The 24597-nt window shown below is 74.1% G+C and carries 21 protein-coding genes; 8 read left to right on the top strand and 13 right to left on the bottom strand.

Annotated elements, in window-relative coordinates; all coding sequences use genetic code 11:
• Window positions 1–120: 120 nt before the first annotated feature.
• The 5 genes from OHA30_RS28175 to OHA30_RS28195 all read right to left on the bottom strand — a co-directional run bounded on the left by OHA30_RS28175 (window position 121) and on the right by OHA30_RS28195 (window position 6546).
• The gene (locus tag OHA30_RS28175; RefSeq protein WP_328916685.1) at window positions 121–2244 is read right to left on the bottom strand and encodes a 3-hydroxyacyl-CoA dehydrogenase NAD-binding domain-containing protein; all 2124 of its coding nucleotides are present in this window, start codon (window positions 2242–2244) and stop codon (window positions 121–123) included.
• On the bottom strand, window positions 2241–3485 hold the full coding sequence (locus OHA30_RS28180; RefSeq protein ID WP_328916686.1) for a thiolase family protein: 1245 nt from the start codon (window positions 3483–3485) through the stop codon (window positions 2241–2243). Before OHA30_RS28180 ends, OHA30_RS28175 begins: the two co-directional genes overlap by 4 nt.
• Before the next feature lie 173 nt (window positions 3486–3658).
• Window positions 3659–4903, bottom strand: coding sequence for a ribonuclease D (locus tag OHA30_RS28185; RefSeq protein WP_328916687.1), 1245 nt, complete (start codon window positions 4901–4903; stop codon window positions 3659–3661).
• Window positions 4904–5034: 131 nt separating this feature from the next.
• Complete coding sequence (locus tag OHA30_RS28190; protein ID WP_328916688.1) at window positions 5035–5700, bottom strand: response regulator transcription factor; 666 nt, start codon at window positions 5698–5700, stop codon at window positions 5035–5037.
• Window positions 5701–5922: 222 nt separating this feature from the next.
• Window positions 5923–6546 (bottom strand): DUF3000 domain-containing protein, encoded by a 624-nt coding sequence (locus OHA30_RS28195; RefSeq protein ID WP_328916689.1) that lies wholly within the window; start codon window positions 6544–6546, stop codon window positions 5923–5925.
• Between the two features lie 180 nt (window positions 6547–6726).
• On the opposite strand from OHA30_RS28195, the gene hemE reads away from it, so the two are divergent.
• Window positions 6727–7782 (top strand): uroporphyrinogen decarboxylase, encoded by a 1056-nt coding sequence (hemE, locus tag OHA30_RS28200; RefSeq protein ID WP_328918026.1) that lies wholly within the window; start codon window positions 6727–6729, stop codon window positions 7780–7782.
• A gap of 25 nt (window positions 7783–7807) precedes the next feature.
• Here the strand turns inward: hemE and OHA30_RS28205 are convergent, their stop codons facing one another.
• Window positions 7808–8983, bottom strand: a complete 1176-nt coding sequence (locus OHA30_RS28205; RefSeq protein ID WP_328916690.1) for a DUF4349 domain-containing protein — start codon at window positions 8981–8983, stop codon at window positions 7808–7810.
• Between the two features lie 133 nt (window positions 8984–9116).
• Here OHA30_RS28205 and hemG point away from each other — a divergent pair, with 133 nt between their 5' ends.
• From hemG to OHA30_RS28220, 3 genes are all read left to right on the top strand, one after another.
• Window positions 9117–10562, top strand: a complete 1446-nt coding sequence (gene hemG / locus OHA30_RS28210; RefSeq protein ID WP_328916691.1) for a protoporphyrinogen oxidase — start codon at window positions 9117–9119, stop codon at window positions 10560–10562.
• A gap of 4 nt (window positions 10563–10566) precedes the next feature.
• Window positions 10567–11304, top strand: a complete 738-nt coding sequence (hemQ, locus tag OHA30_RS28215; protein WP_328916692.1) for a hydrogen peroxide-dependent heme synthase — start codon at window positions 10567–10569, stop codon at window positions 11302–11304.
• A gap of 165 nt (window positions 11305–11469) precedes the next feature.
• Window positions 11470–11937 carry a zinc-binding dehydrogenase gene (locus OHA30_RS28220; protein ID WP_328918027.1) on the top strand — a complete coding sequence of 156 codons (468 nt, stop codon included), beginning with the start codon at window positions 11470–11472 and terminating at the stop codon, window positions 11935–11937.
• A gap of 18 nt (window positions 11938–11955) precedes the next feature.
• Here the strand turns inward: OHA30_RS28220 and OHA30_RS28225 are convergent, their stop codons facing one another.
• Complete coding sequence (locus tag OHA30_RS28225) at window positions 11956–12651, bottom strand: aminoacyl-tRNA hydrolase (RefSeq protein WP_328916693.1); 696 nt, start codon at window positions 12649–12651, stop codon at window positions 11956–11958.
• Window positions 12652–12709: 58 nt separating this feature from the next.
• Between OHA30_RS28225 and OHA30_RS28230 the strand changes: the two genes are divergently transcribed.
• Complete coding sequence (locus OHA30_RS28230) at window positions 12710–14311, top strand: ATP-binding cassette domain-containing protein (protein WP_328916694.1); 1602 nt, start codon at window positions 12710–12712, stop codon at window positions 14309–14311.
• Window positions 14312–14387: 76 nt separating this feature from the next.
• Here the strand turns inward: OHA30_RS28230 and msrB are convergent, their stop codons facing one another.
• The 4 genes from msrB to OHA30_RS28250 all read right to left on the bottom strand — a co-directional run bounded on the left by msrB (window position 14388) and on the right by OHA30_RS28250 (window position 17748).
• Window positions 14388–14807, bottom strand: coding sequence for a peptide-methionine (R)-S-oxide reductase MsrB (msrB, locus tag OHA30_RS28235; RefSeq protein WP_328916695.1), 420 nt, complete (start codon window positions 14805–14807; stop codon window positions 14388–14390).
• Window positions 14808–14817: 10 nt separating this feature from the next.
• Window positions 14818–16212, bottom strand: coding sequence for a UDP-N-acetylmuramate--L-alanine ligase (gene murC / locus OHA30_RS28240; protein ID WP_328916696.1), 1395 nt, complete (start codon window positions 16210–16212; stop codon window positions 14818–14820).
• 156 nt (window positions 16213–16368) lie between these two features.
• Entirely contained in the window at window positions 16369–16836 is a 468-nt protein-coding gene (locus OHA30_RS28245; protein WP_328916697.1) for an indole-3-glycerol phosphate synthase, read from the bottom strand.
• A gap of 150 nt (window positions 16837–16986) precedes the next feature.
• Window positions 16987–17748: a pyrimidine reductase family protein gene (locus OHA30_RS28250; protein WP_328916698.1), complete on the bottom strand. Its 762-nt coding sequence runs from the start codon at window positions 17746–17748 to the stop codon at window positions 16987–16989.
• A 1122-nt stretch (window positions 17749–18870) separates the two neighbouring features.
• On the opposite strand from OHA30_RS28250, the gene zapE reads away from it, so the two are divergent.
• Window positions 18871–19866, top strand: a complete 996-nt coding sequence (gene zapE, locus OHA30_RS28255; protein WP_328918028.1) for a cell division protein ZapE — start codon at window positions 18871–18873, stop codon at window positions 19864–19866.
• Between the two features lie 32 nt (window positions 19867–19898).
• On the opposite strand, the gene OHA30_RS28260 is transcribed toward zapE, so the two are convergent.
• Together OHA30_RS28260 and treZ are read right to left on the bottom strand one after the other, a co-directional pair.
• Window positions 19899–20078, bottom strand: a complete 180-nt coding sequence (locus OHA30_RS28260) for a hypothetical protein (protein WP_328918111.1) — start codon at window positions 20076–20078, stop codon at window positions 19899–19901.
• The gene (gene treZ, locus OHA30_RS28265; protein ID WP_405785125.1) at window positions 20075–21817 is read right to left on the bottom strand and encodes a malto-oligosyltrehalose trehalohydrolase; all 1743 of its coding nucleotides are present in this window, start codon (window positions 21815–21817) and stop codon (window positions 20075–20077) included. Before treZ ends, OHA30_RS28260 begins: the two co-directional genes overlap by 4 nt.
• A gap of 383 nt (window positions 21818–22200) precedes the next feature.
• Between treZ and OHA30_RS28270 the strand changes: the two genes are divergently transcribed.
• Both OHA30_RS28270 and OHA30_RS28275 read left to right on the top strand, forming a co-directional pair.
• Window positions 22201–23592 (top strand): IS4 family transposase, encoded by a 1392-nt coding sequence (locus OHA30_RS28270; protein ID WP_328915400.1) that lies wholly within the window; start codon window positions 22201–22203, stop codon window positions 23590–23592.
• Window positions 23593–24234: 642 nt separating this feature from the next.
• On the top strand, window positions 24235–24582 hold the full coding sequence (locus OHA30_RS28275) for a hypothetical protein (protein WP_328916700.1): 348 nt from the start codon (window positions 24235–24237) through the stop codon (window positions 24580–24582).
• Window positions 24583–24597 lie beyond the last annotated feature (15 nt).

Here is a 24597-nt window from a genome sequence, read left to right on the forward strand (position 1 = left end):
AAAACCTGCCGGGCGGGCTGGGAAAACCTGCCGGGCGGGCTGGAAAGAAACTGCCGGGCGGTCTGCGCTGCCCTCAGACGCCGGGCGGGCTGGATTGGCCCGCCCGGCGTCTTTTCGGGGTCAGGAGGGGACGGAGGCCAGGGCCGGGGGGAGGAAGGGGTGGCCGTTGACGCGGGTGGAGATGCCCTCACGGTCGAGGTACGGGGTGATGCCGCCCAGGTGGAAGGGCCAGCCGGCGCCCGTGATCAGGCACAGGTCGATGTCCTGGGCCTCGGCGACGACGCCCTCGGCCAGCATCAGGCCGATCTCCTCGGCCACCGCGTCCAGCACCCGCGCCCTGACCTGCTCCTCGGTCAGTACGGAGTCCCCTTGCGTCAGAAGCGCGGCCACCTCCGGGTCCAGCTCCGGCTTCCCGGAGTCGTAGACGTAGAAGCCCCGCTTGCCCGCCTTGACCACCGCGGCCAGATTCGGCGAGACGGTGAAGCGGTCGGGGAAGGCGCCGTGCAGTGTCTCGGAGACGTGCAGCCCGATCGCCGGGCCGACCAGTTCGAGCAGGACGAGCGGCGACATCGGCAGCCCGAGCGGTTCGATCGCCTGCTCGGCGACCGCGACCGGTGTGCCCTCGTCGATGACGTTCTGGATCTCACCCATGAAGCGGGTCAGGATGCGGTTGACGACGAACGCCGGGGCGTCCTTGACCAGCACCGCGGTCTTCTTCAGCTGTTTGGCGACCGCGAACGCCGTGGCCAGCGACGCGTCGTCCGTGCCGTCGCCGCGGACGATCTCCAGCAGCGGCAGGATCGCGACCGGGTTGAAGAAGTGGAAGCCGACGACCCGCTCGGGGTGCTCCAGCTTCGCGGCCATCTCGGAGACCGAGAGCGAGGAGGTGTTGGTGGCCAGGATCGCGTCCGGCCGTACCACCGCCTCCAGCTCCGCGAACACCTGCTGCTTGACGCCCAGTTCCTCGAAGACGGCCTCGATCACGAAGTCCGCGTCGCCGAACGCGGCGGCCTTGTCGAAGTGGCCGGTCACCAGCGCCTTGAGCCGGTTCGCCTTGTCCTGGGCGATCCGGCCCTTGGCGAGCAGCTTGTCGATCTCGCCGTGCACATAGCCGACGCCCTTGTCGATCCGCTCCTGGTCGATGTCGGTCAGCACGACCGGCACCTCAAGGCGGCGGGCGAACAGCAGCGCGAGCTGAGAGGCCATCAGGCCCGCGCCGACCACGCCGACCTTGGTCACCGGACGGGCCAGCGACTTGTCGGGCGCGCCGACCGGGCGCTTGCCGCGCTTCTGCACGAGGTTGAACGCGTAGATGCCGCTGCGCAGTTCGCCGCCCATGATGAGATCGGCGAGCGCCACGTCCTCGGCCTCGAAGCCCTGGCCCGGGTCGCCGTTCCTCGCGGCCGCGATGATGTCGAGCGCGCGGTAGGCGGCCGGGGCCGCGCCGTGCACCTTGCCGTCCGCGAGGGCGCGGCCGCGGGCCACCGCCCGGTCCCACGCCTCGCCGCGGTCGACCTCGGCCCGTACGACCTCGATCTCGCCGCGCAGCACGGCCGCGGTCCACGCCAGCGACTGCTCCAGGAAGTCCGCAGCCTCGAACAGCGCGTCGGCGATGCCGAGTTCATATACCTGCCGGCCCTTGAGCTGACGGTTCTGGTTGAGCGAGTTCTCGATGATCACGGTGACCGCGCGGTCGGCGCCGATCAGGTTCGGCAGCAGCGTGCAGCCGCCCCAGCCGGGGACCAGGCCGAGGAAGACCTCGGGCAGCGAGAAGGCGGGCACGGACGCCGAGACCGTACGGTACGCGCAGTGCAGGCCGATCTCGACGCCGCCGCCCATCGCGGCGCCGTTGTAGTACGTGAAGGTCGGCACGGCCAGCGAGGACAGCCGCTTGAAGACGTCGTGGCCGCCCCTGCCGATGGCCAGCGCGTCCTCGTGGCGCCCGAGGAGTTCGACGCCCTTGAGGTCGGCGCCGACCGCGAAGACGAACGGCTTGCCGGTGACGCCGACGCCGGTGATCTCGCCGTCCGCGGCCTCCCGCTCGACCTGGTCGATCGCCGCGTCCAGGTTCGCCAGCGACTGCGGGCCGAAGGTGGTGGGCTTGGTGTGGTCGAAGCCGTTGTCCAGCGTGATCAGCGCGAAGCGGCCCGCGCCCGGCAGCTCCAGATGACGTACCTGGGCGCTGGTGACGACCTCGCCGGGGAACAACTCGGCGGCGTGCTTCAGGAGTTCGGTGGTGCTCACTTGGTGTCCCCCTCGCCGCGCGTGACGGTCGAGCCGCTCCAGTGCGGGTTCTCCCACACGACGGTGCCGCCCATGCCGAAGCCGACGCACATGGTGGTGATGCCGTACCTGACGTGCGGCTGGTCCTCGAACTGCCGGGCCAGCTGGGTCATCAGCCGCACCCCGGAGGAGGCCAGCGGGTGGCCGAAGGCGATGGCGCCGCCGTACTGGTTGACCCGCGGGTCGTCGTCGGCGATGCCGTAGTGGTCGAGCAGCGAGAGCACCTGGACGGCGAACGCCTCGTTGACCTCCAGCAGGCCGATGTCGTCGATCGTCAGCCCGGCCTTGGCCAGTGCCTTCTCGGTCGCCGGGATCGGGCCGATGCCCATCACCTCGGGCTCGACGCCCGCGAAGGCGTACGAGACCAGGCGCATCCGCACCGGCAGGCCCAGCTCGGCCGCGACGTCCTCGGCGGCGAGCAGCGAGGCGGTGGCGCCGTCGTTGAGGCCCGCCGCGTTGCCCGCGGTGACCCGGCCGTGCGGGCGGAACGGGGTCTTGAGACCCGCGAGCTGCTCCAGCGTGGTGCCCGGCCGCATCGGCTCGTCGGCGGTGGCCAGACCCCAGCCGGTCTCCCCGGCCTCGGCATTCGTGCGGCGGACCGCGATCGGCACCAGGTCCTGCTGGATCTTGCCGTTCGCGTACGCCTTCGCGGCCTTCTCCTGGCTGCGGACGGCGAACTCGTCGGCCCGCCGCTTGGTCAGCGCGGGGAAGCGGTCGTGCAGATTCTCCGCGGTCATGCCCATGAACATGGCGGACTCGTCCACCAGCTTCTCGGAGACGAACCGCGGGTTGGGGTCCACGCCCTCGCCCATCGGGTGCCGGCCCATGTGCTCGACACCGCCCGCGACCACCACGTCGTACGCGCCGAAGGCGATGCCGCCGGCGGTCGTCGTCACGGCGGTCATCGCGCCCGCGCACATCCGGTCAATGGAGAAGCCGGGGACGGTCGTCGGCAGGCCGGCGAGGATCGCCGCGGTGCGGCCCAGGGTCAGGCCCTGGTCCCCGATCTGGGTGGTGGCGGCGACGGCCACCTCGTCGATACGGCCGGGCGCGAGGTCCGGGTTGCGCCGCAGCAGCTCCCGGATGCACTTGATCACCAGATCGTCGGCGCGGGTCTCGTGGTAGATGCCCTTCGGGCCCGCCTTGCCGAACGGGGTTCGGACGCCGTCGACGAAGACGACGTCCCTCGCGGTACGAGGCACGCTGGCTCTCCCTTTTTTGTGTTCTCGCCTCCGGGAGGCGGGGGTGACCGAGCGGCGGTACGCCGTCGAGGGCGGATCGCGGCTCCCCAATGATGCTACTCGCGGGTAACTCGTGTGCATACTCCTACCCCCGGAAGCGGCGCAGCTCACATCCGGGCGGGAGTTACCGACGGTTATACCTCGGCGGGGCCGACCGTGAGGGCCTTGGTGAGCAAGGGGGTGTTCAGCGCGATCTGCCACGGCCGGGCGCCCAGCGACTCCAGCGTGGAGGCGACGATCTCCGGGGTGATCTCGGAGGGCGGCGCCCAGCACAGCCGGCGGACCGTGTCCGGCGTGATCAGATTCTCCTGCGGCAGATTCAGCTCCTCCGCGAGCGCCGAGACCGCGGCCCGGGCCGCCGACAGCCGGGCGGCGGCCGCCGGGTCCTTGTCCGCCCATGAACGCGGCGGCGGGGGACCGGTGTACGCGGCGGCCGGCTGCGGCAGCTCGCGCTCGGGCAGCGCCCTGGCCCGGTCGATCGCGGCCTGCCACTGTTCGAGCTGACGGCGGCCCATCCGGTGCCCGAAGCCGGGCAGCGCGGCGAGCGCGTGCGCATTCGGCGGGTTCTCCAGCGCGGCGGCCACGATCGCGGCGTCGGTCAGCACCCGGCCGGGTGAGACGTCCCGCTCCCGGGCGGTGAGGTCCCGGGCCAGCCACAGTTCGCGCACCACGCCGATCTGCCGCCGCCGCCGTACCTTGTGCATGCCCGAGGTGCGCCGCCACGGGTCGACCCGTGGCGGGGCGGGCGGCGCGGCGGCGATGGCCGCGAACTCCTGCAGCGCCCACTCCAGCTTGCCCTGCTGCCGCAGCTCCTCCTCCAGCGCGTCGCGCAGGTCGACCAGCAGCTCCACGTCGAGCGCCGCGTACCGCAGCCAGGGGTCGGGCAGCGGGCGGGTCGACCAGTCGACCGCGGAGTGGCCCTTCTCCAGCGTGAAGCCGAGCACGTTCTCCACCATCGCGCCGAGGCCGACGCGGGCGAAGCCGGCCAGTCGGCCGGCGAGTTCGGTGTCGAAGAGCGTGGCCGGGCGCATGCCCAGCTCACGCAGGCAGGGCAGATCCTGGGTGGCCGCGTGCAGCACCCACTCGGTGTCGGCGAGCGCGGCGTCGAGCGCGGACAGGTCGGGGCATCCGACGGGGTCGATCAGCGCGGTCCCCGCACCGGAGCGGCGCAGCTGGACCAGATAGGCCCGCTGTCCGTAGCGGTAGCCGGAGGCGCGCTCGGCATCGACGGCGACCGGACCGGAGCCCGCGGCGAAAGCCGCGACCACTTCTGCGAGAGCCTCCGGGCTGGCGGTCACCGGCGGGATTCCCTCGCGCGGGTCCAGCAGCGGGACCGCCGCCGAGGTTGCCGGGTCTGCGGTCTCTCTGGCGTCGGTCACCTGTCAAGGGTAGCCGGGTAGGGCCTGTCCGGTGGATCTCCGTCGTGAGGCTGTGGAGATCCACCGGCCCGGGTGGACGGCGGACGCCCGTCGGCGGAACGTTCCGCCGACGGGCGCGACCGGTCGCACGGTCAGTGGATGATGCCGGTGCGCAGGGCCACCGCCACCATTCCGGCCCGGTCACCGGTGCCCAGTTTGCGGGCGATCCGGGCCAGGTGGCTCTTGACGGTCAGCGCGGACAGACCCATGGACACGCCGATCGCCTTGTTCGACTGGCCCTCCGCGACCAGCCGAAGCACCTCGACCTCACGTCCTGACAGTTCGCGGTAACCGCCCGGGTGTCCGGGCGCACCCGGTGGACGGCGTTGCATACGGGCGGCGGTGGCGCCCAGCGGGGCGAGCCCCGGCCGGCCGGCCAGCGCGCCCGCGGTGTTGCGGGTGCCGGTCACGACATAGCCCTTGACGCCGCCGGCCAGCGCGTTGCGTACCGCGCCGATGTCGTCGGCGGCGGACAGGGCCAGGCCGTTGGGCCACCCGGCCGCGCGGGTCTCGGCAAGCAGGGTGAGCCCGGAACCGTCGGGCAGATGGACGTCGGCGACGCAGATGTCGCGGGGATTACCGACCCGGGGTCGGGCCTCGGCGATGGACGAGGCCTCGATCACATCACGAACTCCGAGCGCCCACAGGTGTCGGGTGACAGTGGAGCGGACCCGGGGGTCGGCGACGACGACCATGGCCGTCGGCTTGCTGGGACGGTAGGCGACCAGGCTCGTGGGCTGCTCAAGAAGAACGGACACCGGGCCTCCTGTGGCAAAGGGGACTGAAACGGTCACAGTCTCCTTCGGCAACAACAGCGCTGGGCTTTAGGGAAAGATCACGATTTATTGAGTATCAATTCCGGCAAATCGGACGGCCGATCGAACGGGCGACTCGCCGGGGGCATGCCGCCGCACCGGGCGGTTGACCGTCCGGTCGGCCACCCGGCGTTCGAATGCGGCCTCAGCGGGCCACGGGCGGGCTCAGGTGCGTCGCTTGGGCAGCGGCAGCACACCGCTGACCCCGCGCACCGGCTGCTCGGCCGGGTCGGAGGGCGGCAGCCCCCCGCACGCGCACAGCAGGTCGCACCAGGCCGCCAGGTGCGCGGCCGCGTCGGGCCCGCCGGGCGGCCGGTCCCGAGGGGTCCACGACGCGCGGATCTCGATCTGCGTGTCGTCGGAACGGTCCGTGAGGCCCCCGAAGTAGTGCGACGACGCGCGCGAGACCGTACCGCTCGGGTCGTGGTACGCGGCTCCGTGCGCCGCCAGGGCGCCCGTCAGCCACGACCAGCTCACCTCGGGCAGCAGCGGATCGCCCGCCATCTCCGGCTCCAGCTCGGCCCGGGCCAGCGTGACGACCCGGAAGTCGCCGTGCCAGGCGTCGTGGCCGTTCGGTTCGTGCAGCAGCACGAGGCGGCCGTCGGCCAGCTCCTCGTCGTCCGCGAGCACGGTCGCCTCCAGCGCGTACGCGTACGTCGCGAGTCGCCGCGGCGCCGCCGTCTCCTCGATCCGGACCTCGGGGCGCACCCGGGCGGCGCGCAGCGCGTCGACCGCCTGCCGGAAGGAGAAGGGGGCATCGTCGCCCAGGTGCCCGTGAACCGCTGCCATGCCCGGAAGGGTATGCGCCTGCGGCGCCCCGCGCCCGGAACAACACCGGCTTGTCGCCGCCGCCTTGCCCACGATCCGCCCCGGCCCCCCGATCCGGGGGTGCCGAGGGGCGGGCGGCCGGCGGGCGGTGCCGGGCGGCGGGGGCCGCGCGGCCGTGGGGGCGTCCGCGGGCGTGCGAAGATTCAGGGCGTGAGTGCGCACCAGCAGACCGCTGCTTCCCCGTTCATCCGCGCCTGTCGGCGCGAGTCCGTACCGCACACCCCGGTGTGGTTCATGCGGCAGGCCGGGCGGTCGCTGCCCGAGTACCTGAAGGTCCGCGAGGGCATCGCGATGCTGGACTCCTGCACGCGGCCCGACCTCGTCACCGAAATCACCCTCCAGCCGGTGCGCAGGCACGGCGTCGACGCGGCGATCTACTACAGCGACATCGTGGTGCCGCTCAAGGCGATCGGCCTCGACCTGGACATCAAGCCCGGCGTCGGCCCGGTGGTCGCCGACCCGATCCGCACCCGCGCGGACCTGGCCCGGCTGCGCGACCTGGAGCCCGACGACGTCTCCTACGTCACCGAGGCCGTCGGCCTGCTCACCGCCGAACTCGGCACGACCCCGCTGATCGGCTTCGCCGGGGCGCCCTTCACCCTGGCCAGCTATCTGGTCGAGGGCGGGCCCTCGCGCAACCACGAGCGCACCAAGGCCCTGATGTACGGCGACCCCGAGCTGTGGGCCGACCTGCTCGACCGGCTCGCCGACATCACCGCCGCCTTCCTCAAGGTGCAGATCGAGGCGGGCGCGAGCGCCGTACAGCTCTTCGACTCCTGGGTGGGCGCGCTCGCCCCCGCCGACTACCGGCGGTATGTGATGCCGTCCTCGGCCAAGGTCTTCGACGCCGTCGCCGGGTACGGCGTCCCGCGCATCCACTTCGGCGTCGGCACCGGGGAACTCCTCGGCCTGATGGGCGAGGCGGGCGCGGACGTGGTCGGCGTCGACTGGCGGGTACCGCTGGACGAGGCCGCCCGCCGGGTCGGCCCCGGCAAGGCGCTCCAGGGCAACCTCGACCCGTCGGTGCTCTTCGCCCCGACGGAGGCCGTCGAGGCGAAGACCCGGGAGGTGCTGGACGCCGCCCGCGCCGCCGGCACCGGCCATGTCTTCAACCTCGGCCACGGCGTGCTGCCCAGCACCGACCCGGACGCCCTCACCCGCCTCGTCGACTTCGTGCACCGGTCGACCGAGGTCTGACCCCGCCGGGGTCCGCGCCGCCCGGCTACGCGTCGTCCGTGTCGTCCGCGTCGTCCGGCGGTTCCGGCCTGAGTGCTCGCGCGACGAATCCCGCTCCGGACTCCGTGCCGGGCGCCGCCCCCGGCCCCTTGTCGGGTGTTCCGGCCGGTGCGGGGGCGGGCACCGGCGCCCGGGTCGGCGGGGCCGGCGCGGGATGGCGCAGCCACGGCGCCTCGGGTCCGCTCAGGACCCGCCGCGGCCTGGCGGGCAGCCGCTTGCGCACCAGCCGGTAGAGCGCCCAGCCGAGCAGCACCACCACGACGAAGGGCAGCGTCACCGACAGCACGACCAGCACCACGCGCACGGTCATGTAGAACGCGTGCCAGCCGTCGCCCAGCGCGTGGCCGATCGTCGTCCAGAAGCCGTCGTGCTTTTCCGGCTTGACCGGCTTCGGCGGCACGGGCTTGGCCGGCGGCTCGGTGAGCCGCAGCGTCACCGTGGCCAGATCGGTCCGCGACCTCAGCGACGCCTGCTGCGCCTCCAGGGCTTCGAGGTCGGCCTCGCGGGTGCTCAACTCGCTTTCCAGCGACACCACTTCGGTGAGGCTGGTGGCCCGGTCCATCAGCGCCCGCACCCGGGCGACGCTGGCCTGCTGCGACTTGATACGGCTCTGGACGTCGACCACCTGGCCGGTGACGTCCTCGACGTTCACCTTGCGTTCGAGCAGTGTGCCCAGCTCGGCCAGATCGGTCAGCAGCCGGTCGTACCCGGCGGCGGGCACGCGCAGCTGGACGGTGGACTCGGCGTGGCCGCGCGCGTCCACCTCGGTGTTCTCGTCGCCCGCGTACCCGCCGGCTTGCGCCGCCAGCTCCCGTGCCCGGTCGAGCTGCTCCTCGACGTGCGGGGTGCGGACGGTGAGATTCGCGGTCCGCACGAGATAGCTGACCGGCGAGGGTTTGTTCCGGCTGTCGCCGCCGGAGCCGCTGGCCGCGGCGCCGCCGGTCGGGGCGGTGGCCGGCCCGTCGCCGCGCTGCTGGGCCGGCGCGGGGGCGGCCGCCTTGTCGGAGGACGCGGAGCCACCGCCCGACGCGCTGCACCCCGCCACGGCGAGCGAGGCGGCCAGCAGCAGCGCGAAGGCCCCCGCGACCCCGCGCCGCCGCCACCTCGGGCGGGCCTGGTCCCTCCGGGTTCCCGCTCTTCGGGACAGAGCTGCGTACGTCATCAAATCCCCCCACAGTTAGGGTCGTTGAAGCGCTGATGCCCTTTGGACGTACTGGCCCCCGAGCGGGTTGCGGGCGGGCGGTAGCGATGGGGTCACGTTCGGAACTCGGTTCGGAGTCTGAGACAGTGGAGGCATGAGCCAGACGCACGGCGGGACGGGTGCCGCGAGGCATGTGGTGGTCATCGGCGGCGGGATATCCGGCCTCGCCGCCGCGTACGACCTGGTGAGCGCCGGTGTCCGGGTGACCGTGCTCGAAGCCTCCCGGCGGCTCGGCGGCAAGCTGTACGCGGACGAGATCGCCGGGGTCCCGGTCGACCTCGGCGCCGAGTCGCTGCTCGCCCGCCGCCCCGAGGCCGTCGCCCTGGCCCGCGAGGTCGGCCTCGGCGCCGAGCTGGAGCCGCCCGCCGTCATGGGCGCCACGCTGTGGACCCGCGGCCGGCTGCGCCCGATGCCCAAGGGCCATGTCATGGGCGTCCCCGGCGACCTCGGCCCGCTCGCCGCCTCCGGTGTGCTCTCCGCCGCCGGGCTGGCCCGCCTCCCGCTCGACCATGTGCTGCCGCGCACCGAGATCGGCGACGACACGGCCGTCGGCGCCTTCGTCGCGGCCCGGCTCGGCCGCGAGGTCGTCGACCGGCTGGTCGAACCGCTGCTCGGCGGGGTGTACGCGGGCAACTCCTACGAGATCTCGCTGCGCGCCGCCGTCCCGCAGCTCTACGCCGCCGCGCGCGAGGGGCGCTCGCTGATCGAGGCCGCCCGCGCCGTCCAGCGGCGGGCCGCCGCGAAGGACAGCGGCGGCGGCCCGGTCTTCAACGGCATCCGCGGCGGCGTCGGACGCCTGCCGCTCGCGGTCGCCGAGGCGTGCCGGGCCGCGGGCGTCACCATCGAGACCGGCGCCCGCGTACGCGAGCTGCGCCGCACCGGACCGCACGGCTGGGAGATCGGCCTGACCGGCAGGGCGCTCACGGCCGACGCGGTGGTGCTGGCCGCGCCCGCGCCGGCCGCCTCGGCGCTGCTCGGCGCCGAGTCGCCCGCCGCCGCGGCCGAGCTGAGCGGCGTCAGTTACGCGGGCATGGCCCTGGTCACCATGGCCTTCCGCCGCCGCGACCTGCTCCAGCTCCCGCTGAGCAGCGGCTTCCTGGTGCCCCCGGTCGACGGCCGCACGATCAAGGCCGCCACCTTCTCCAGTCACAAGTGGGGCTGGCTCGCCGACGCCGACCGCGACACCTTCGTGCTGCGCACCTCGGTCGGCCGGCACGGCGACACCGCGGACCTCGCCTGGGACGACACCGATCTGGTCCGGCTGTCCCGGGAGGACCTGGGCGAGGCCGTGGGCCTGCGGGCCGCGCCCGTCGCCGCCCGGGTCACCCGCTGGGAGAGCGGGCTGCCGCAGTACGCGGTCGGGCATGTGGACCGGGTGCGGCGGATCCGTGAGCAGGTCGGCAAGCTGCCGGGCCTGGCGGTGTGCGGCGCGGTGTACGACGGGGTCGGCATTCCGGCCTGCGTCGGCAGCGGGCGCGGGGCCGCCCGCGAGGTGCTGGCCACCCTGGTGCCGGGCGGCGCGGACCGCGCGGGAGAATAGCCGCATGACCGACTCGAACGCCGCACCCGAGCCCACCTCCGCCAAGGCCCCCAACGCGGGCAAGAAGGCCAAGGACCTCAACGAGGTCATCCGCTACACGCTCTGGTCGGTGTTCCGGCTGCGGGACGTGCTGCCGGACGACCGCGTGGGCTTCGCCGACGAGGTGGACGAGCTCTTCGCGCAGCTGGCCGCGAAGGACGTCACGGTCCGCGGTACGTACGACGTGTCCGGACTGCGCGCCGACGCCGATCTGATGATCTGGTGGCACGCGGAGACCGCCGACGCGCTCCAGGAGGCGTACAACCTCTTCCGCCGCACCCGGCTGGGCCGCGCGCTGGAGCCGGTGTGGTCCAACATGGCGCTGCACCGCCCGGCCGAGTTCAACAAGTCGCACATTCCGGCCTTCCTCGCCGACGAGCACGCGCGCGACTACGTCAGCGTCTATCCGTTCGTCCGCTCGTACGACTGGTACCTGCTGCCGGACGAGGACCGCCGCCGGATGCTCGCCGACCACGGCAAGCTGGCCCGCGGCTACCCCGATGTGCGGGCCAACACGGTGGCGTCCTTCTCGCTCGGCGACTACGAGTGGATTCTCGCCTTCGAGGCGGACGAGCTGCACCGCATCGTGGACCTCATGCGCCTTCTGCGGGCGTCCGAGGCGCGGCTGCACGTCCGTACCGAGATCCCGTTCTTCACCGGCCGCCGCCGCGCGATGAGCGAACTGGTCGCCGGGCTCGCCTGAGCCCGCCGCCCGTCGGGGTCCGGCCGCGCGCCCACGCGTCCGGACCCGCCGTCACACCCGGGCGCCCTCCTCGGCCCCGGCCCGCGTGTCGTACGCCTCCCGGGCGTCCATGACCCGCTCGATGTACCGCTCGGACCACTGCTTGACCGCGCCGAGCACCACCAGCTGGGCGGCTTCGCCGTGGAACTCGCCGCCCTGCGCGGCCTGCGGGTGGTCGCGGTCGCGGGCCCCGGCGACGAGGCGCTGGTCCGCGGCCTCGGCGCCGACTCGTTCGTCCCGCGCACCGCCCCGCACCTCGCCGAGGCGGTCCGCGCCCTGGTACCGGGCGGAGTGGACGGGGTGCTGGACGCGGCCGGGCTCAGGGCCGGGGCCCTCGAAGCCCTGCGCGGCGGCGGCTCCTTCGTCGCCGTCGGCCTCGGCGCCGACCCGGTGCGGCGCCGGGGCACCCGGGTCTCCAACGTCTGGGTCCGGGCCGACGGCCTCCGGCTGACCGGACTGTCCGCGCTCGCCGACGCGGGCCGGCTCACCCTGCGGGTCGCCGCCACCTACCCGCTGGAGCAGGCCGCCGCCGCGCACGAACGGCCGGCCGCCGGCGGGGTCAGGGGACGGCTGGTCCTGCTGCCGCAGCCGTAAGGACCCGCGGCGGCACGCTCAGCGCAGCGCCGGGTGGTCGGCCACGACCGTGCAGGAACCCGGGGCGATCTCGGTGAAGCCCGCGTCGCGCACGACCGGCAGGGCGCTCGCCGTCAGCCGCGACCAGTCGGCCGGGGACGGGGTGCGGACGGCCAGCCGGAAGCCGTCCTTCCGCCAGGCCGCGCGCCGGTCCTCGTCCAGCTCCCACCAGGCCAGCTGGGCGCCGTGGCCCGCCTGGGCCATCGCCTTGCCGGCCGACATGGCGATCTCCGGGTTCAGCCACAGCACCGGGCCCGCGGGGTCGGCGGGCGGCGGCGGCTCCGGGTCGTCCAGCTCGGTGCCGGACACCTGGAGCTTGGCCAGGTCCTTGGGCCAGCCGTCGAGCGGGACCGGCGGGAAGACCCGCACCTCGGCGCTCGTCCCGGCCACGGTGATGCCCGGCAGCGTCCCGGTCCGCCGCCACTCGGCGCCGCGCGCCCGGCGGACGACCTTCCTGATCCGGGCGTCCTGCCAGTCGCGCACGGCCCGCGCCCACTCGCCGTCCTCGGCGGTCGCCCGCTCGTCGGACAGCAGGGTCAGTACGGCCCTGGCCGCCGTCTCCAGGGCGTCGGTACGGGCCGGGGGCGCGTCGCGCTCGATCCGTACGACCAGCGGCAGGACGAACTGCGGCGCCGCGTCACGGTCGACGGCCTCGCGCGGGAAAGGACTGCTCACCCGCCCAGTCTGCCACCCGCCCTTGGCGGCACGGACGGGGTGGGTGAGGATGGGGCCCGTGGGGGACACGGTGAAGGTCGGCACAGGCGGCGGGCTGCGGCTCGACGGGGTGGGACGACGCTACGGCGTCCGGGGTGCGTGGGTGCTGCGGGACGTCGGTCTCGACGTGCCGGACGGCTCGCTGGTACGGGTCGAGGGCGCCAACGGCAGCGGGAAGTCGACGCTGCTGCGGATCGTGGCGGGCGTGGACCTGCCCACCGCCGGACGGATCGACGGGCGCCCCGAGGACTCGACGGCCTACGTGCCCGAGCGCTTCCCGCCCGGGCTGCCCTTTCCCGTACTGCGCTATCTGACCCACCTCGGCACCGTGCGCGGACTGACCGCGCGGGCGGCCGGTGAGCGGGCGCGGTACTGGCTGGAACGCTTCGCGATCAGCGGATACGCCGGCACCCCGCTGGACGAGCTGTCCAAGGGCACCTGCCAGAAGGTCGCCGTCGCCCAGGCGCTGCTGGCCGACCCCCGGCTCCTGGTCCTGGACGAGGCATGGACCGGACTGGACACCGACGCCCGTACGGTGCTGGACGACGCGGTACGCGAGCGGGTCGCGGCCGGCGGCACGGTCTTCTTCGTCGACCACGACCCGCGCCGGCTGGCCGGCGAGGCGACGGCCGTCTACGCGGTGGGCACCGGCCGGCTTGAGACGCCGGAGGCGCCGCCCGCCGTCCGGACCGGGCCGCGCGTGCTCATCGAGGCGGCCGGGGAAGGCGAAGTCCCGCCCGCCGCCGGGGAGTTCACCCGGACCGAGGACGGCGGGGTGCGGGTCGAGACGGCGGCGGAGGAGTCCGACGCCGTCCTGCGGGCGCTGCTCGGCGCGCGTCCGCCCTGGCACATCACGGCCGTCCGCACCCGGGCGCCGCGCCCGGCGGCCCCCGCCGCCCCCGTCACCGGCGGCCTCGCGGCGACCAGCACCCGCCGCCGGACGCTCGCGCTCTTCCACTACCAGGCGGACCTGCTGCTGCGCTCCCACCGCTGGCTGCCGCCCGTCCTGTTCTACGGCGCGATCATGGCCATCGGCGTCGCGGGCGGCGAACCCCTGCTCGGCTCCCTGGGGTACGCGGCCGCGCTGCTGCTCCCGGTGGCCGCCTGGCTGGTGCGGGTCTGCGTCACCGCCGAGCCTGCCGCCGCGCGGGCCTGTGTGGCCTCGGCGGTGGGCGCCGGGCGGGCCCAGCGCGGCGCGCTGCTCACCGCGTCGGCCGCGTCCGGACTGCTGGGCGTCCTGGGCACGGGGGTCGTCGCGGCGATCAGCGGCGCGCACTCCGACGACATGCGCACCGCCGTACCGGTCGGGCCCGCGGCCGTCGCGGGACTGATGGCGGCGGCCGTCTCCGTCCTGCTCGGGACGGCCGTGGGCGCGCTGACCAACCCGCCGCTGGTACGCGGCAGCGGCTGGTCGGTGCTGGTCACGGCGGTCGGCGCGGGCGCCGTCCTGCTGGTCTCCGGCTCACCGGCGCAGGCCGCGGTGACCGGCCTGGTCACCGGCTCGCGCACCGGCGCGGTGCACTACCCGGTGCTCGCCCTGGCCGCCGCCGCGCTGCTCGCGGCGGCCGCCGTCGGGTTGTCGGCGCGCTGTGTCTCGCGGGCGGGCGCCGCGGGGCCGTGAGGGCCGTGAGGGCCGGGCCCGGGGGACGGCACGCTCCTGAGAACCGGGCCGCTCCCACGGGCCTGGCCTTGAGCGGCTACTCCTTCGGGGACAGCCGCAGCGAGATCGAGTTGATGCAGTAGCGCTGGTCGGTCGGGGTGCCGTAGCCCTCGCCCTCGAAGACATGGCCCAGGTGGGAGCCACAGCTCGCGCAGCGCACCTCGACCCTGACCATCCCGGCCGAGCGGTCCTCGATCAGCTCGACGGCGTCCGAGTCGGCCGGGTCGTAGAACGACGGCCAGCCGCAGTGCGACTCGAACTTGGTGTCGGAGCGGAACAGCTCGGCGCCGCAGCCCCGGCAGGAGTACACGCCCTCGGCCTTGGTGTCCGTGTATTCGCCGACGAAGGCACGCTCGGTGCCTGCCTGGCGCAGCACGGCGTACTCCTCCGGGGAGAGTTCCGCGCGCCACTGCTCGTCGGTCTTCTTCACTTCGTACTCGTTCACTTTGTGCGACATGGAGATCTCCTCAGCTGCCGAGGCGGGCGAGAATCAGCGGTCCCAGGTCGGTCACGTCGCCCGCGCCCATGGTGAGAACGAGATCACCCGGCTTCGCCATTCCGGCCACCACCTCCGGGATCGCCGCCGGGTCGTGCTCCGCGGCCGTGTCGGCGCCCGCCGCGCGGGCCGCGTCGATCACGATGTCGCTGGTCACGCCGGGGATCGGGTCCTCGCGGGCCGGGTAGACGTCCAGTACGACCGAGGCGTCGGCCAGCGCCAGCGCGCCGCCCATCTCGACGCCCAGTTCCCTCGTACGGCTGAACAGATGCGGCTGGAAGACCACCAGCACCCGTCCGTCGCCCGCCGCCGCGCGGATCGCCTCCAGGTCGGCGGCCATCTCGGTCGGGTGGTGGGCGTAGGAGTCGATCACCTGTACGCCCGCGGCCTCGCCCTTGAGCTGGAGGCGCCGCTTGACCCCGGTGTACTTCGCCAGCGCCGACGCCAGATTCCGGGCCGGGGCGCCGACGGCGATGCCCGCGGCCAGCGCGGCGACGGCGTTGTGCGCGTAGTGCCTGCCGGGGACCGACACGGTGAAGGTGAGCATCCGGCCGTCCAGTACGACGGTGACCTCGCTGGCCAGCCCGCGCGGGTTGATCTTCGTGATGCGCACGTCGGCGTGCGCGGACTCGCCGACGGTCACGATCCGCAGCCCGCCCATGTCCCGTACCCGGGAGGTCAGTTCGACCGCGCCCGGCTGGTCGGCGTTGATCACCAGGGTGCCGCCGGGCCGCACCTTGCCGACGAAGGTCTCGAAGGACTCGTGGATCTCCTCCAGCGAGGCGTAGTTGGCGTGGTGGTCCAGCTCCACATTGAGGACGACGGCGACCTCGGGGGAGTAGGCGTGGAAGCTGCGGTCGCTCTCGTCGGCCTCCGCGACGAAGATCTCGCCGCCGCCGTGGTGGGCGTTGGAGCCGGGCGCGTCCAGGTCGCCGCCGATCGCGTACGACGGGTCCAGGCCCAGCGCGGTCAGCGCGACCGCCAGCATCGAGGTGGTGGTCGTCTTGCCGTGGGTGCCCGCGACCGCGATCGGCCGGGTGCCCTCCATCAGCGCGGCCAGCGCGTCGCTGCGGTGCACCACCGGGATGCCGCGCTCACGGGCGGCGGCCAGCTCCGGGTTCTCCGCGCGGATCGCGCTGGACACGACCACGGACGAGGCGTCGTCCGCGAGGTGCGCGGCGTCGTGCCCGATGTGCACGGTCGCGCCCAGCGCGCGCAGCGCCCGGGCGGTCTCCGACTCCTTGGAGTCGCTGCCCGCCACCCGCGCCCCGCGCTGCGCCAGTATCTTCGCGATCCCCGACATTCCGGCGCCGCCGATCCCGATGAAGTGCGGTCGGTCCAGGGCGGGGGGAACGGACGGGCTCATGCGCGGATCTCCGGAGGGGGCGAGGCGGATAGGTGCGTGCCGATTCTCGCACTTCGCGGGGGCGCGCCGCGGAACGGCCCGCCCGCGCCCCCGGCGCGTGCCGCGTGGGTCCCGGCCACCGGGCCGGCCATGTCCCGCGCCCGGGCCGGCCCGGCGTCAGTCGTGCTGGGCGAAGAGCTTGAGCACCGGTACGCCCACCTTGTGCCGGGCCCGTGAACTCCAGTCCCGGTGGAAGAACTCCTCCACGAAGTGCGGCGCGGTCAGCACGATCACCTCGTCCGCGCGCGTCTGCTCGACGACCGTCTTGAGCATGTCCAGCGGGTGCCGCTCGACGACCTCGCCGACAGCCTCCGCGCCGGTCGCCCGCAGTACCTCCAGGGAGTGCGCCAGGGAGCGTTCGGCCGGCGGGAACGCCTGTTTCCCCTCGGGTACGTCGGGCTCCCGGGCGGCGTCGTCGAGGTAGCCGAGCGCCACGTCGTCCACGGCCCGAAGCAGCCGGTCCTGGTCGCCGCGCGGCTGCATGAGCACGACGAAGGAGACCGGCTCGTCGCCGTGGAGGGTGGTGACCATCTCCACGTCCTCGGGGGCGAGCGGCTTCTCGATCATGAGTACGGTCGTGAACACGGATGTCCTTCTTTCTCGTGGGCCACTGGGCTCACGGGCCACCGGGCGGCCGCCACAGAAACCTCCTGCCCCGATCTTCACAGGGCACCGCCCTAAGTCTTCCCGTGCGACACGAAGCGGAACGACCGAATCCGCTTTTTCGCTACGGGCTCAGGCGCGGACGTACCGGGTGAACAGAAAGCCGTCCTCCTCCAGGACGGACTTCGGTACGAAGCGGGCCGGGCCCGCGACGCCCGGACCGTTCATGACCCGGGGCGCGTCCCCGCCCACGGCGAACGGGGAGAGGGTCAGGCACAGTTCGTCGACCACCCCGGCCGCCGCGAACTGGGCGAGGACGCGGGGGCCGCCCTCGTGCAGCAGCCGTACGAAGCCGCGCGCGGCCAGTTCGCGGACCGCGCGGGCCGGGTCGACGCCGTCGCCGTCGCCCGCGACCACCACGTGGGCGCCTGCCGCGCGGGCCGCGTCGAGCCGGTCGTCGCCCACTGCGGCGCCGGTGAGGACGAGGGTCGGCACGGAGGGTTCGGTGAACAGGGGGGCGGTGAAGTCCAGGTCGAGGCGGCGGCTGATCACCGCGATGGCCGGGGCGGGCGGCTGCCCGTCGGCGGCCCGGTGCGCGGCGAAGGCCGCCCGCGCCTTGGCCGGGCGGTAGCCCTCCTGGCGAACCGTTTCCGCCCCTACGAGGATCACGTCCGTGAGGGCGCGCAGGACTCCGAAGACGCGCATGTCGGCGTCCGAGGAGAGGGCGGCGGACTTGCCCTCGTGGCGGGCGGCGCCGTCGAGGGAGGTGACCATGTTCGCGCGCAGATACGGGCCCGCCGCCCGCTCGGGGTACGCGTACGCGGCCGCCAGGCCGAGTGGGGTGTCGAGACCGACCGAGCCGTCCGGCTCGGACACGGGATAAAGCCGCTGCATGATCCGCAGTCTGACACGACTCCCCTCCGGGGGGCCCCGCGATCCAACCCCGCCCTCGCCCGGCGCGCCCCGGCCCGCCTGCGGGGAGCCGCCGTCCGCCGACACCGACCCGGGGCCGGGCGCCCCACCCGGTGGGGTATGTCCCGGGTCCGCTTGGCGGGGGTGGCGTCTGCCGACAGCGGGCCTGGGCCGGCGCCCCACCCGGCTCGGCATGGGTCCGCTTGCGGGGGTGGCGTCTGCCGACAGCGGGCCTGGGGACCGTAGCCCTCTCCGGGGGTCGCCCGCCGGGTGACCGAGGCGCGGCCGGGAGTACGCGGATCGGTTCGCGCCCACTCAGCGGGGGCCTCGCGATTCAACCCCGCCCCTCGGCCGGTGCGCCCCGGCTCGCCTGCGGGGCCGTCCGCCGACACCGGCCCGGGGCCGGCGCCCCACCCGGCTCGGCATGGGCCCGTTTGCGGGGGTGGCGTCTGCCGACAGCGGGCCTGGGGACCGTAGCCCTCTCCGGGGGTTGCCCGCCGGGTGACCGAGGCGCGGCCGGGAGTACGCGGATCGGTTCGCGCTCGCTCAGCCCGGGGGCTGTCTCCGGCCGCTTGCGGGGGTACGAGGCCCGGATGGGCTGCCGTCCGGGGCACATGGGCCTGCGGGTTGCCGGGGGGCGGCTGTCTTTGGTCGGGAGGGGATGGGTCCGTTTGCGGGGGTGGCCGGTCGATGCCCGACCGGGCGCGCGGGGTGCTCGGCTGCGGGGGCGGCGCCCGCGCTTGGGGCCGACTCCGATCGGGTGTTCCGTGGCGGGCCGAGTCCGCTTCGGCGACGCAGGGGGCGGAATGGCGGTCATGGGTGTCGGCCGCAGGTTCGCGCGCCTGCGGCGGCGTCGTGTGGGCCGGCCGATCCGGAGGGTCGCCGGCTCGGCACCCGGGTCTGACGGCGGCGGGGCGGCGGCACCCCGACTTCTGCCCAGGCCCAGGCCCGGGCCCGGGGCGGATCGGGCGAGGTGGGGAGGGGGGTGCCGCGCCGGAGGCGTTACGCTGGGGAGCCGTGAATCCTGATACCGCCGCCATAGCCCGGCCCGCCGCGCTCAGCGAGCGCACCCCGCACGTGGAGCCCGGGCGCCTGGTCGCGGAGATGGTCCCACCGCCCCGCTTCGACGCGGTGAGGTTCGACACGTACGAACCCGACCCCGCCCAGGCATCCCAGGCCGACGCCGTACGAAAGCTGCGCGCCTTCGCCGGAGCGCTCACCGCGGACGGACCCGGGGCCGGAGGCCCCAGGCGCTGGTTCCGCCGGACCCCGGCCGTACCGCCTGCCACCACCCCCGCCGGGGTGTACCTCGACGGCGGCTACGGCGTCGGGAAGACGCACCTGCTTGCCTCGCTGTGGCACGCCGCCCCCGCCCCGCGCGAGCGCAAAGCGTTCGGTACCTTCGTCGAGCTGACCAACCTCGTCGGCGCCCTCGGCTTCCAGCACGCCGTGGAGGCGCTGAGCGGTCACCGGCTCGTCTGTATCGACGAGTTCGAGCTGGACGACCCCGGCGACACCGTGCTCGTCTCGACGCTGCTCGGCAAGCTCGCCGACGCGGGCGTACGGCTCGCCGCGACCTCCAACACCCTGCCGGGCAGGCTCGGCGAGGGCCGCTTCGCCGCCGCCGACTTCATGCGCGAGATCCAGGGCCTGTCCGCCCGCTTCATGTCCCTGCGGATCGACGGCGAGGACTACCGCCACCGCGGCCTGCCCGCGGCCCCGGCGCCGTACACCGACGACGAGGTCACCGCGGTGGCCCTCCGTACGCCCGGCGCTTCCCTGGACGACTTCGGAGCGCTCACCGCGCATCTGGCCACGGTCCACCCCAGCCGTTACGGCGCCCTGTGCGACGGCGTCGAGGCCGTCTTCCTGCGCGGAGTGGAGCGGATCACCGACCAGGCCACCGCGCTGCGGCTGGTCGTGCTCGCCGACCGGCTCTACGACCGCGAGGTGCCGGTGATGGCCTCGGGCGTGCCGTTCGACCGGCTGTTCGGCGAGGAGATGCTGGCGGGTGGCTACCGCAAGAAGTACTTCCGCGCGGTCTCGCGGTTGACCTCACTGGCCCGCGACGCCAAGCGCCTCACCGCCGACGGGCACTGAACCAGGGACACCGTGCCGCGGCCCTGGAGGGCTCAGCCCGAGCACGCCGTGCGCTGGGCCTCCTGCCACTCGCACACCGGGCAGTACGTCGCGCCCCGCGTACTGGCGGGGTACTCGGTCGGCTCGCCGCACAGCACGCAGTCGGCGAGCGGCGTCTCAGGGGTCTGGGAAATCTCGGGGCTCTGGGGGCTCTCCGCAGGGGTCCGCGTCACCCGTTCACCGTAACCTCTTCGGCCCTCAGTACGGCGGCCCCCCGGGCGGGAAGCTGTACGGCGTCCCCCGGCAGCAGCTTGCACTCCGGCCGCGACAGCAGCACCTCGCAGGGCGTGTCCAGCGGCACCCGGGCGGGCGCGTCCGAGAAGTTGACCAGGATCCGGAACGGCCCGCGCGCGACCCGCAGCGTACGGCCGCCCGCGGTCGCCGTCACCGTGTCCAGCCGGGGATCGGTCAGCGCGGGCTCGGCCCGGCGCAGCGCGATCAGCGACCGGTACCACTCCAGCAGCTCCCGGTGGACGGCCCGGTCCTGCTCCGCCCAGTCCAGACAGGACCGGTCCCGGGTCGCGGGGTCCTGCGGATCGGGTACGTCCTGCTCGGCCCAGCCGTGCTCGGCGAACTCCCGCCGCCGCCCCCGGGTGATGGCCGCCGCCAGCTCCGGGTCGTCGTGGTCGGTGAAGAACTGCCACGGCGTGGTCGCCCCCCACTCCTCGCCCATGAACAGCATCGGGGTGAACGGCGAGGTCAGCACCAGCGCCGACGCGGCGGTGAGCTGCTCGGGGGTGAGCCGGTCGCCGGTGGCCCGGTTGCCGATCTGGTCGTGCGTCTGGGCGTAACCGAGCAGCCGGTGGGCGAGGACGGTCGTGATGTCCAGCGGACGCCCGTGGCGCCGGCCCCGGAAGGACGACCGGCTGCCGTCGTGGAAGAAGCCGTGGGTGAGCACCTTCGCCACGGCGGCGGGCCCGGCGGCGGCGAAGTCGGCGTAGTACCCCTGCGCCTCGCCGGTGACCGCGCTGTGCACGGCGTGGTGGAAGTCGTCGTTCCACTGGGCGTGCAGGCCCAGGCCGCCCGCCTCGCGCGGCGCCGTGGTCCGCGGGTCGTTGAGATCGGACTCGGCGATCAGGAAGAGCGGGCGGCCCAGCGCGGCGCCGAGTCCGTCCACGGCCGTCGACAGCTCTTCGAGGAAGTGCAGCGCGCGGGTGTCGACCAGCGCGTGCACGGCGTCCAGCCGCAGCCCGTCCAGCCGGTAGTCCCGCAGCCAGGCCAGGGCGCTGCCGATCAGGAAGTTCCGCACCTCGTCGGAGCCGGGCGCGTCCAGGTTCACCGCGTCGCCCCACGGCGTGTGGTGACGGTCCGTGAAGTACGGGCCGAAGGACGGCAGATGGTTGCCCGACGGGCCGAGGTGGTTGTGCACCACGTCGAGCACGACGCCCAGGCAGTGACGGTGTGCCGCGTCGACAAATCGTTTCATCGCTTCGGGTCCGCCGTACGGTTCGTGCACCGCCCACAGCGACACGCCCTCGTATCCCCAGCCGTGGGTGCCGGGGAAGGGGCAGACCGGCATCAGCTCGACATGGGTGACGCCGAGCGCGGCCAGGTGCGGCAGGCGCTCGATCGCCGCGTCGAACGTGCCCTCGGGGGTGAAGGTGCCGATGTGCAGCTCGTACAGCACCGCTCCGGCCAGCGGGCGGCCCGGCCACGGGGCCGTCCACGCGAAGGTGTCCTGGTCCACGACCGCGCTCGGCCCGTCCGGGCCGTCGGGTTGGCGGCGCGAGCGGGGGTCGGGCAGGGGCGGGCCGCCGTCGAGGACGTACGCGTACCGGGTGCCGTCCTCGGCGGGGAGTTCGGCCTGCCACCAGCCGGTGCGGGCGGGGTCGCCGCCGAGGGGATGGGGTGGGTGGTCGTCGATCAGGATCTCGACGTGGTGGGCCCGGGGGGCCCAGAGGTCGAACATCACGGGGTCGCTCCTGCGGGGTTGTTGGTCGTCGGCCCCCTCCGCGGGGGGCGTTGGCCCCTGCGCGGGGCCGGTGCGGTCTCTGTCCCTGCGGGACATGCATGCCCGGGGGCGGCCGACTTCGTCGGCGCTTCCCGGTCTTTTTTACCCGCCCGCCCACCCGTGCGGTGTCGACTCCGTCTGCGGTTCGCCCGGTTCGCCGGGTGCGGCTCCGTTGGGGGTGCGGCTTTTCGTTCCCGCCCTCCCCCAGGCTTCGCCCGGGGGTGCCCCCAATGCCGTCAAGTTTGGGGGTTGGGTTGTTGGGGTTGGGGTGTTTGTGGGACAGCGGGGGCAGGGCCCCGCTACGGATATGGGTGTCGAGTCCGGATCCGTGGAGGGGCCCTGCTGTGTCTGAGTCTGTCATTACTCGTTCGGTGGCCGCAGGTGCCGGGTGTTTCGCGCCGGGGCATCTGGGGCCGTTGACGTGGCTGCTGCCGTTCTCCGTGGTCGATGAGGTTTTGGCGCGGACGGGCCGGGTGCAGCGGCGGGTGCGTGATCTGCCGGCCCGGGTGGTGGTCTATCTGCTGGTCGCGCAGGGGTTGTGCGGGTCGGTGTCCCTGGGGGCGGTGTACCGGATGGCGGGTGCCGCGCTCGGTGGCGCGGGGTTGCCGGACCCGACCCGGCAGGGCCTGCACGCGGCGCGGGTGCGGCTGGGGTCGCGTCCGCTGCAGTTGCTGTTGCGCGAGTTGTGCCGTCACCCGGCCGCGGTGCCGCAGCCGTGGCGGGGCCTTGAGGTCTGCGCGGTCGACGGCACGGTCCTGGCCGTCCCGGACAGTGCGGCCACCCGGGCCTGGCTGGGCAAGCACAAGCACCGCTACGGCACGGCGGGCTATCCGCTGGTGCAGGTGATCGCCTTGGTCTACTGCTCCACCCGCACCCTGGCCGATGCGGTCTTCGGCCCGGTCTCAGGCCGGGAGTTCGTTCCGGCCCGGCGGCTGCTGCGCAGCCTGCACACGGGAATGCTGGTCCTGCTCGACGCGGGGTTCGACGCGGCCGGGTTCCTGTCGGATCTGGTCGCCACCGGGGCCGACTTCACGGTGCGGCTGCCCCGCACCGCCCGCCTGCCGGCCCTTCAGCGCTACCCCGACGGCTCATGGCTGACGCTGCGGGCCGGCCGCGAAGTCCGCGCGATCGCCGTCACCGTCCAGGTCACCACCGACCAGGGCACCCGCACCAGCACATGGCTGCTGGCCACCAGCCTGCTCAACTGGCGCACCCATCCCGCCGACGCGATCGCCGCCTGTTACCACGACCGGTGGGAAGTCGAGGAGACGTTCTGCTCGGTCAAGTCCACGATGCTCGGCGGCCGGGTCCTGCACTGCACCACCCCAGCCGGCCTGGCCCAGGAGATCCATGCCCTGCTGATCAGCTACCAGCTCCTGCGCCTGGTCATGGCCCGCGCCGGGACCGCCGCAGGGCTGCCCTGCACCGCGATGGGCTTCACCCTGGCCCTGCGTGAAACCGTCAACGGCATCACCACCGCCACCGAGATCGACGGTCCCCCAGACGCCCGACTGCTCGGCGCGGTCGGCACCTACCTCCGCGACCACCCACTACCCCCACGCCGCCTGCGGATATACAACCGCCTCGTCAAACGATCCCTGTCCAAATACGCCGCCGGCAAGATCGGCAACGGCAAGAAACGCCAGACCGTCCCCACCGGCACCGCCCACATCACCGCAACCATCAACCACAACAGCCCAAACTCCCACCCCCACCAGCCCAAACGCCAAACTTGACGGCATTGGGGGTACCCCCAGCGCCCCTTTCGGGGCGCACCCCGCAGGGCCCGCGCCCGCCGGTAGGTGCGGTGGGCCGCCGTTGTGGCTGGTCGCGCAGTTCCTCGCGCCCCTGAGGGGGTGCCCCCGTCCGCTCGGTGGTGCGGTGGCCCGTCGTTGTGGCTTGTCGCGCAGTTCCTCGCGCCCCTTTCGGGGCGCACCCCCCAGGGCCCTGTAGGGCTGGTCAGGGGAGAGAGCCCCCGCAGGGTCCCCGCCCGCCGGTGGGTGGGGTGGCCCGGGGTTGTGGCTGGTCGTGGAGTTCCGCCTCCGGGCTTCGCCCGGGGGTGCCCCCAGCCGCCCCTTTTGGGGCGCGTGCCCTGGGGCCCTGCGGGTGGGGTCCGGGGCGGAGCCCCGGTTTCGGGGAGGGGCGGGTCAGGGGAGAAAGCCCCGCAGGGAAGCCCCCGCTCGCCCCCACCCACGGGGGCGGCCCCGGCCGGGTGGCCCGCTGTCGCGGGGGGCGAGCGGGGGCCTCGCGGGCCCAGTTGGGGCGCTTTCGGGCGGCGGACCTCCGGGTCCGGGCGGCCGGGCGACGTTCGTGGGGGCGTCGCCGCAGGCGGGCGGTGGGGGTTCACCGGGGGAATACCCGTGCGTAGCATCGGGCGTATGGATGACAGAACCCTCGAACACAAGCGGGACGCGGCGCGGGACGAGCGGCGGGTCGGGCGGCTGGCCCGGCAGATCGGCTCCTTCGCCCGTCACCATGGCGGCAGCGCCGAGGCGAACCTCGCGTATCTCGGCGAACGCGGCGCCCGCATCGTGCTGGTCGCCGGGGACGGCGCCTGGGGCGACCTCGTGGCCCCCACGTACGACATCGGCCGGCGCGCGGTCGAGCGCTCCGGCGTGACCGTCCACGACGACTTCGCCGGGGAGTTCGCCGCAAGGCTCCGCACCGGCCCGTACGAGTGGTCCCGGATGGCCGGCATCCAGATCGGCGGCCGCGCCAACACCTGACGGCGCCCTCGGCCG

It is taken from the genome of Streptomyces sp. NBC_00223, assembly GCF_036199905.1.
GTDB lineage: Bacteria > Actinomycetota > Actinomycetes > Streptomycetales > Streptomycetaceae > Actinacidiphila.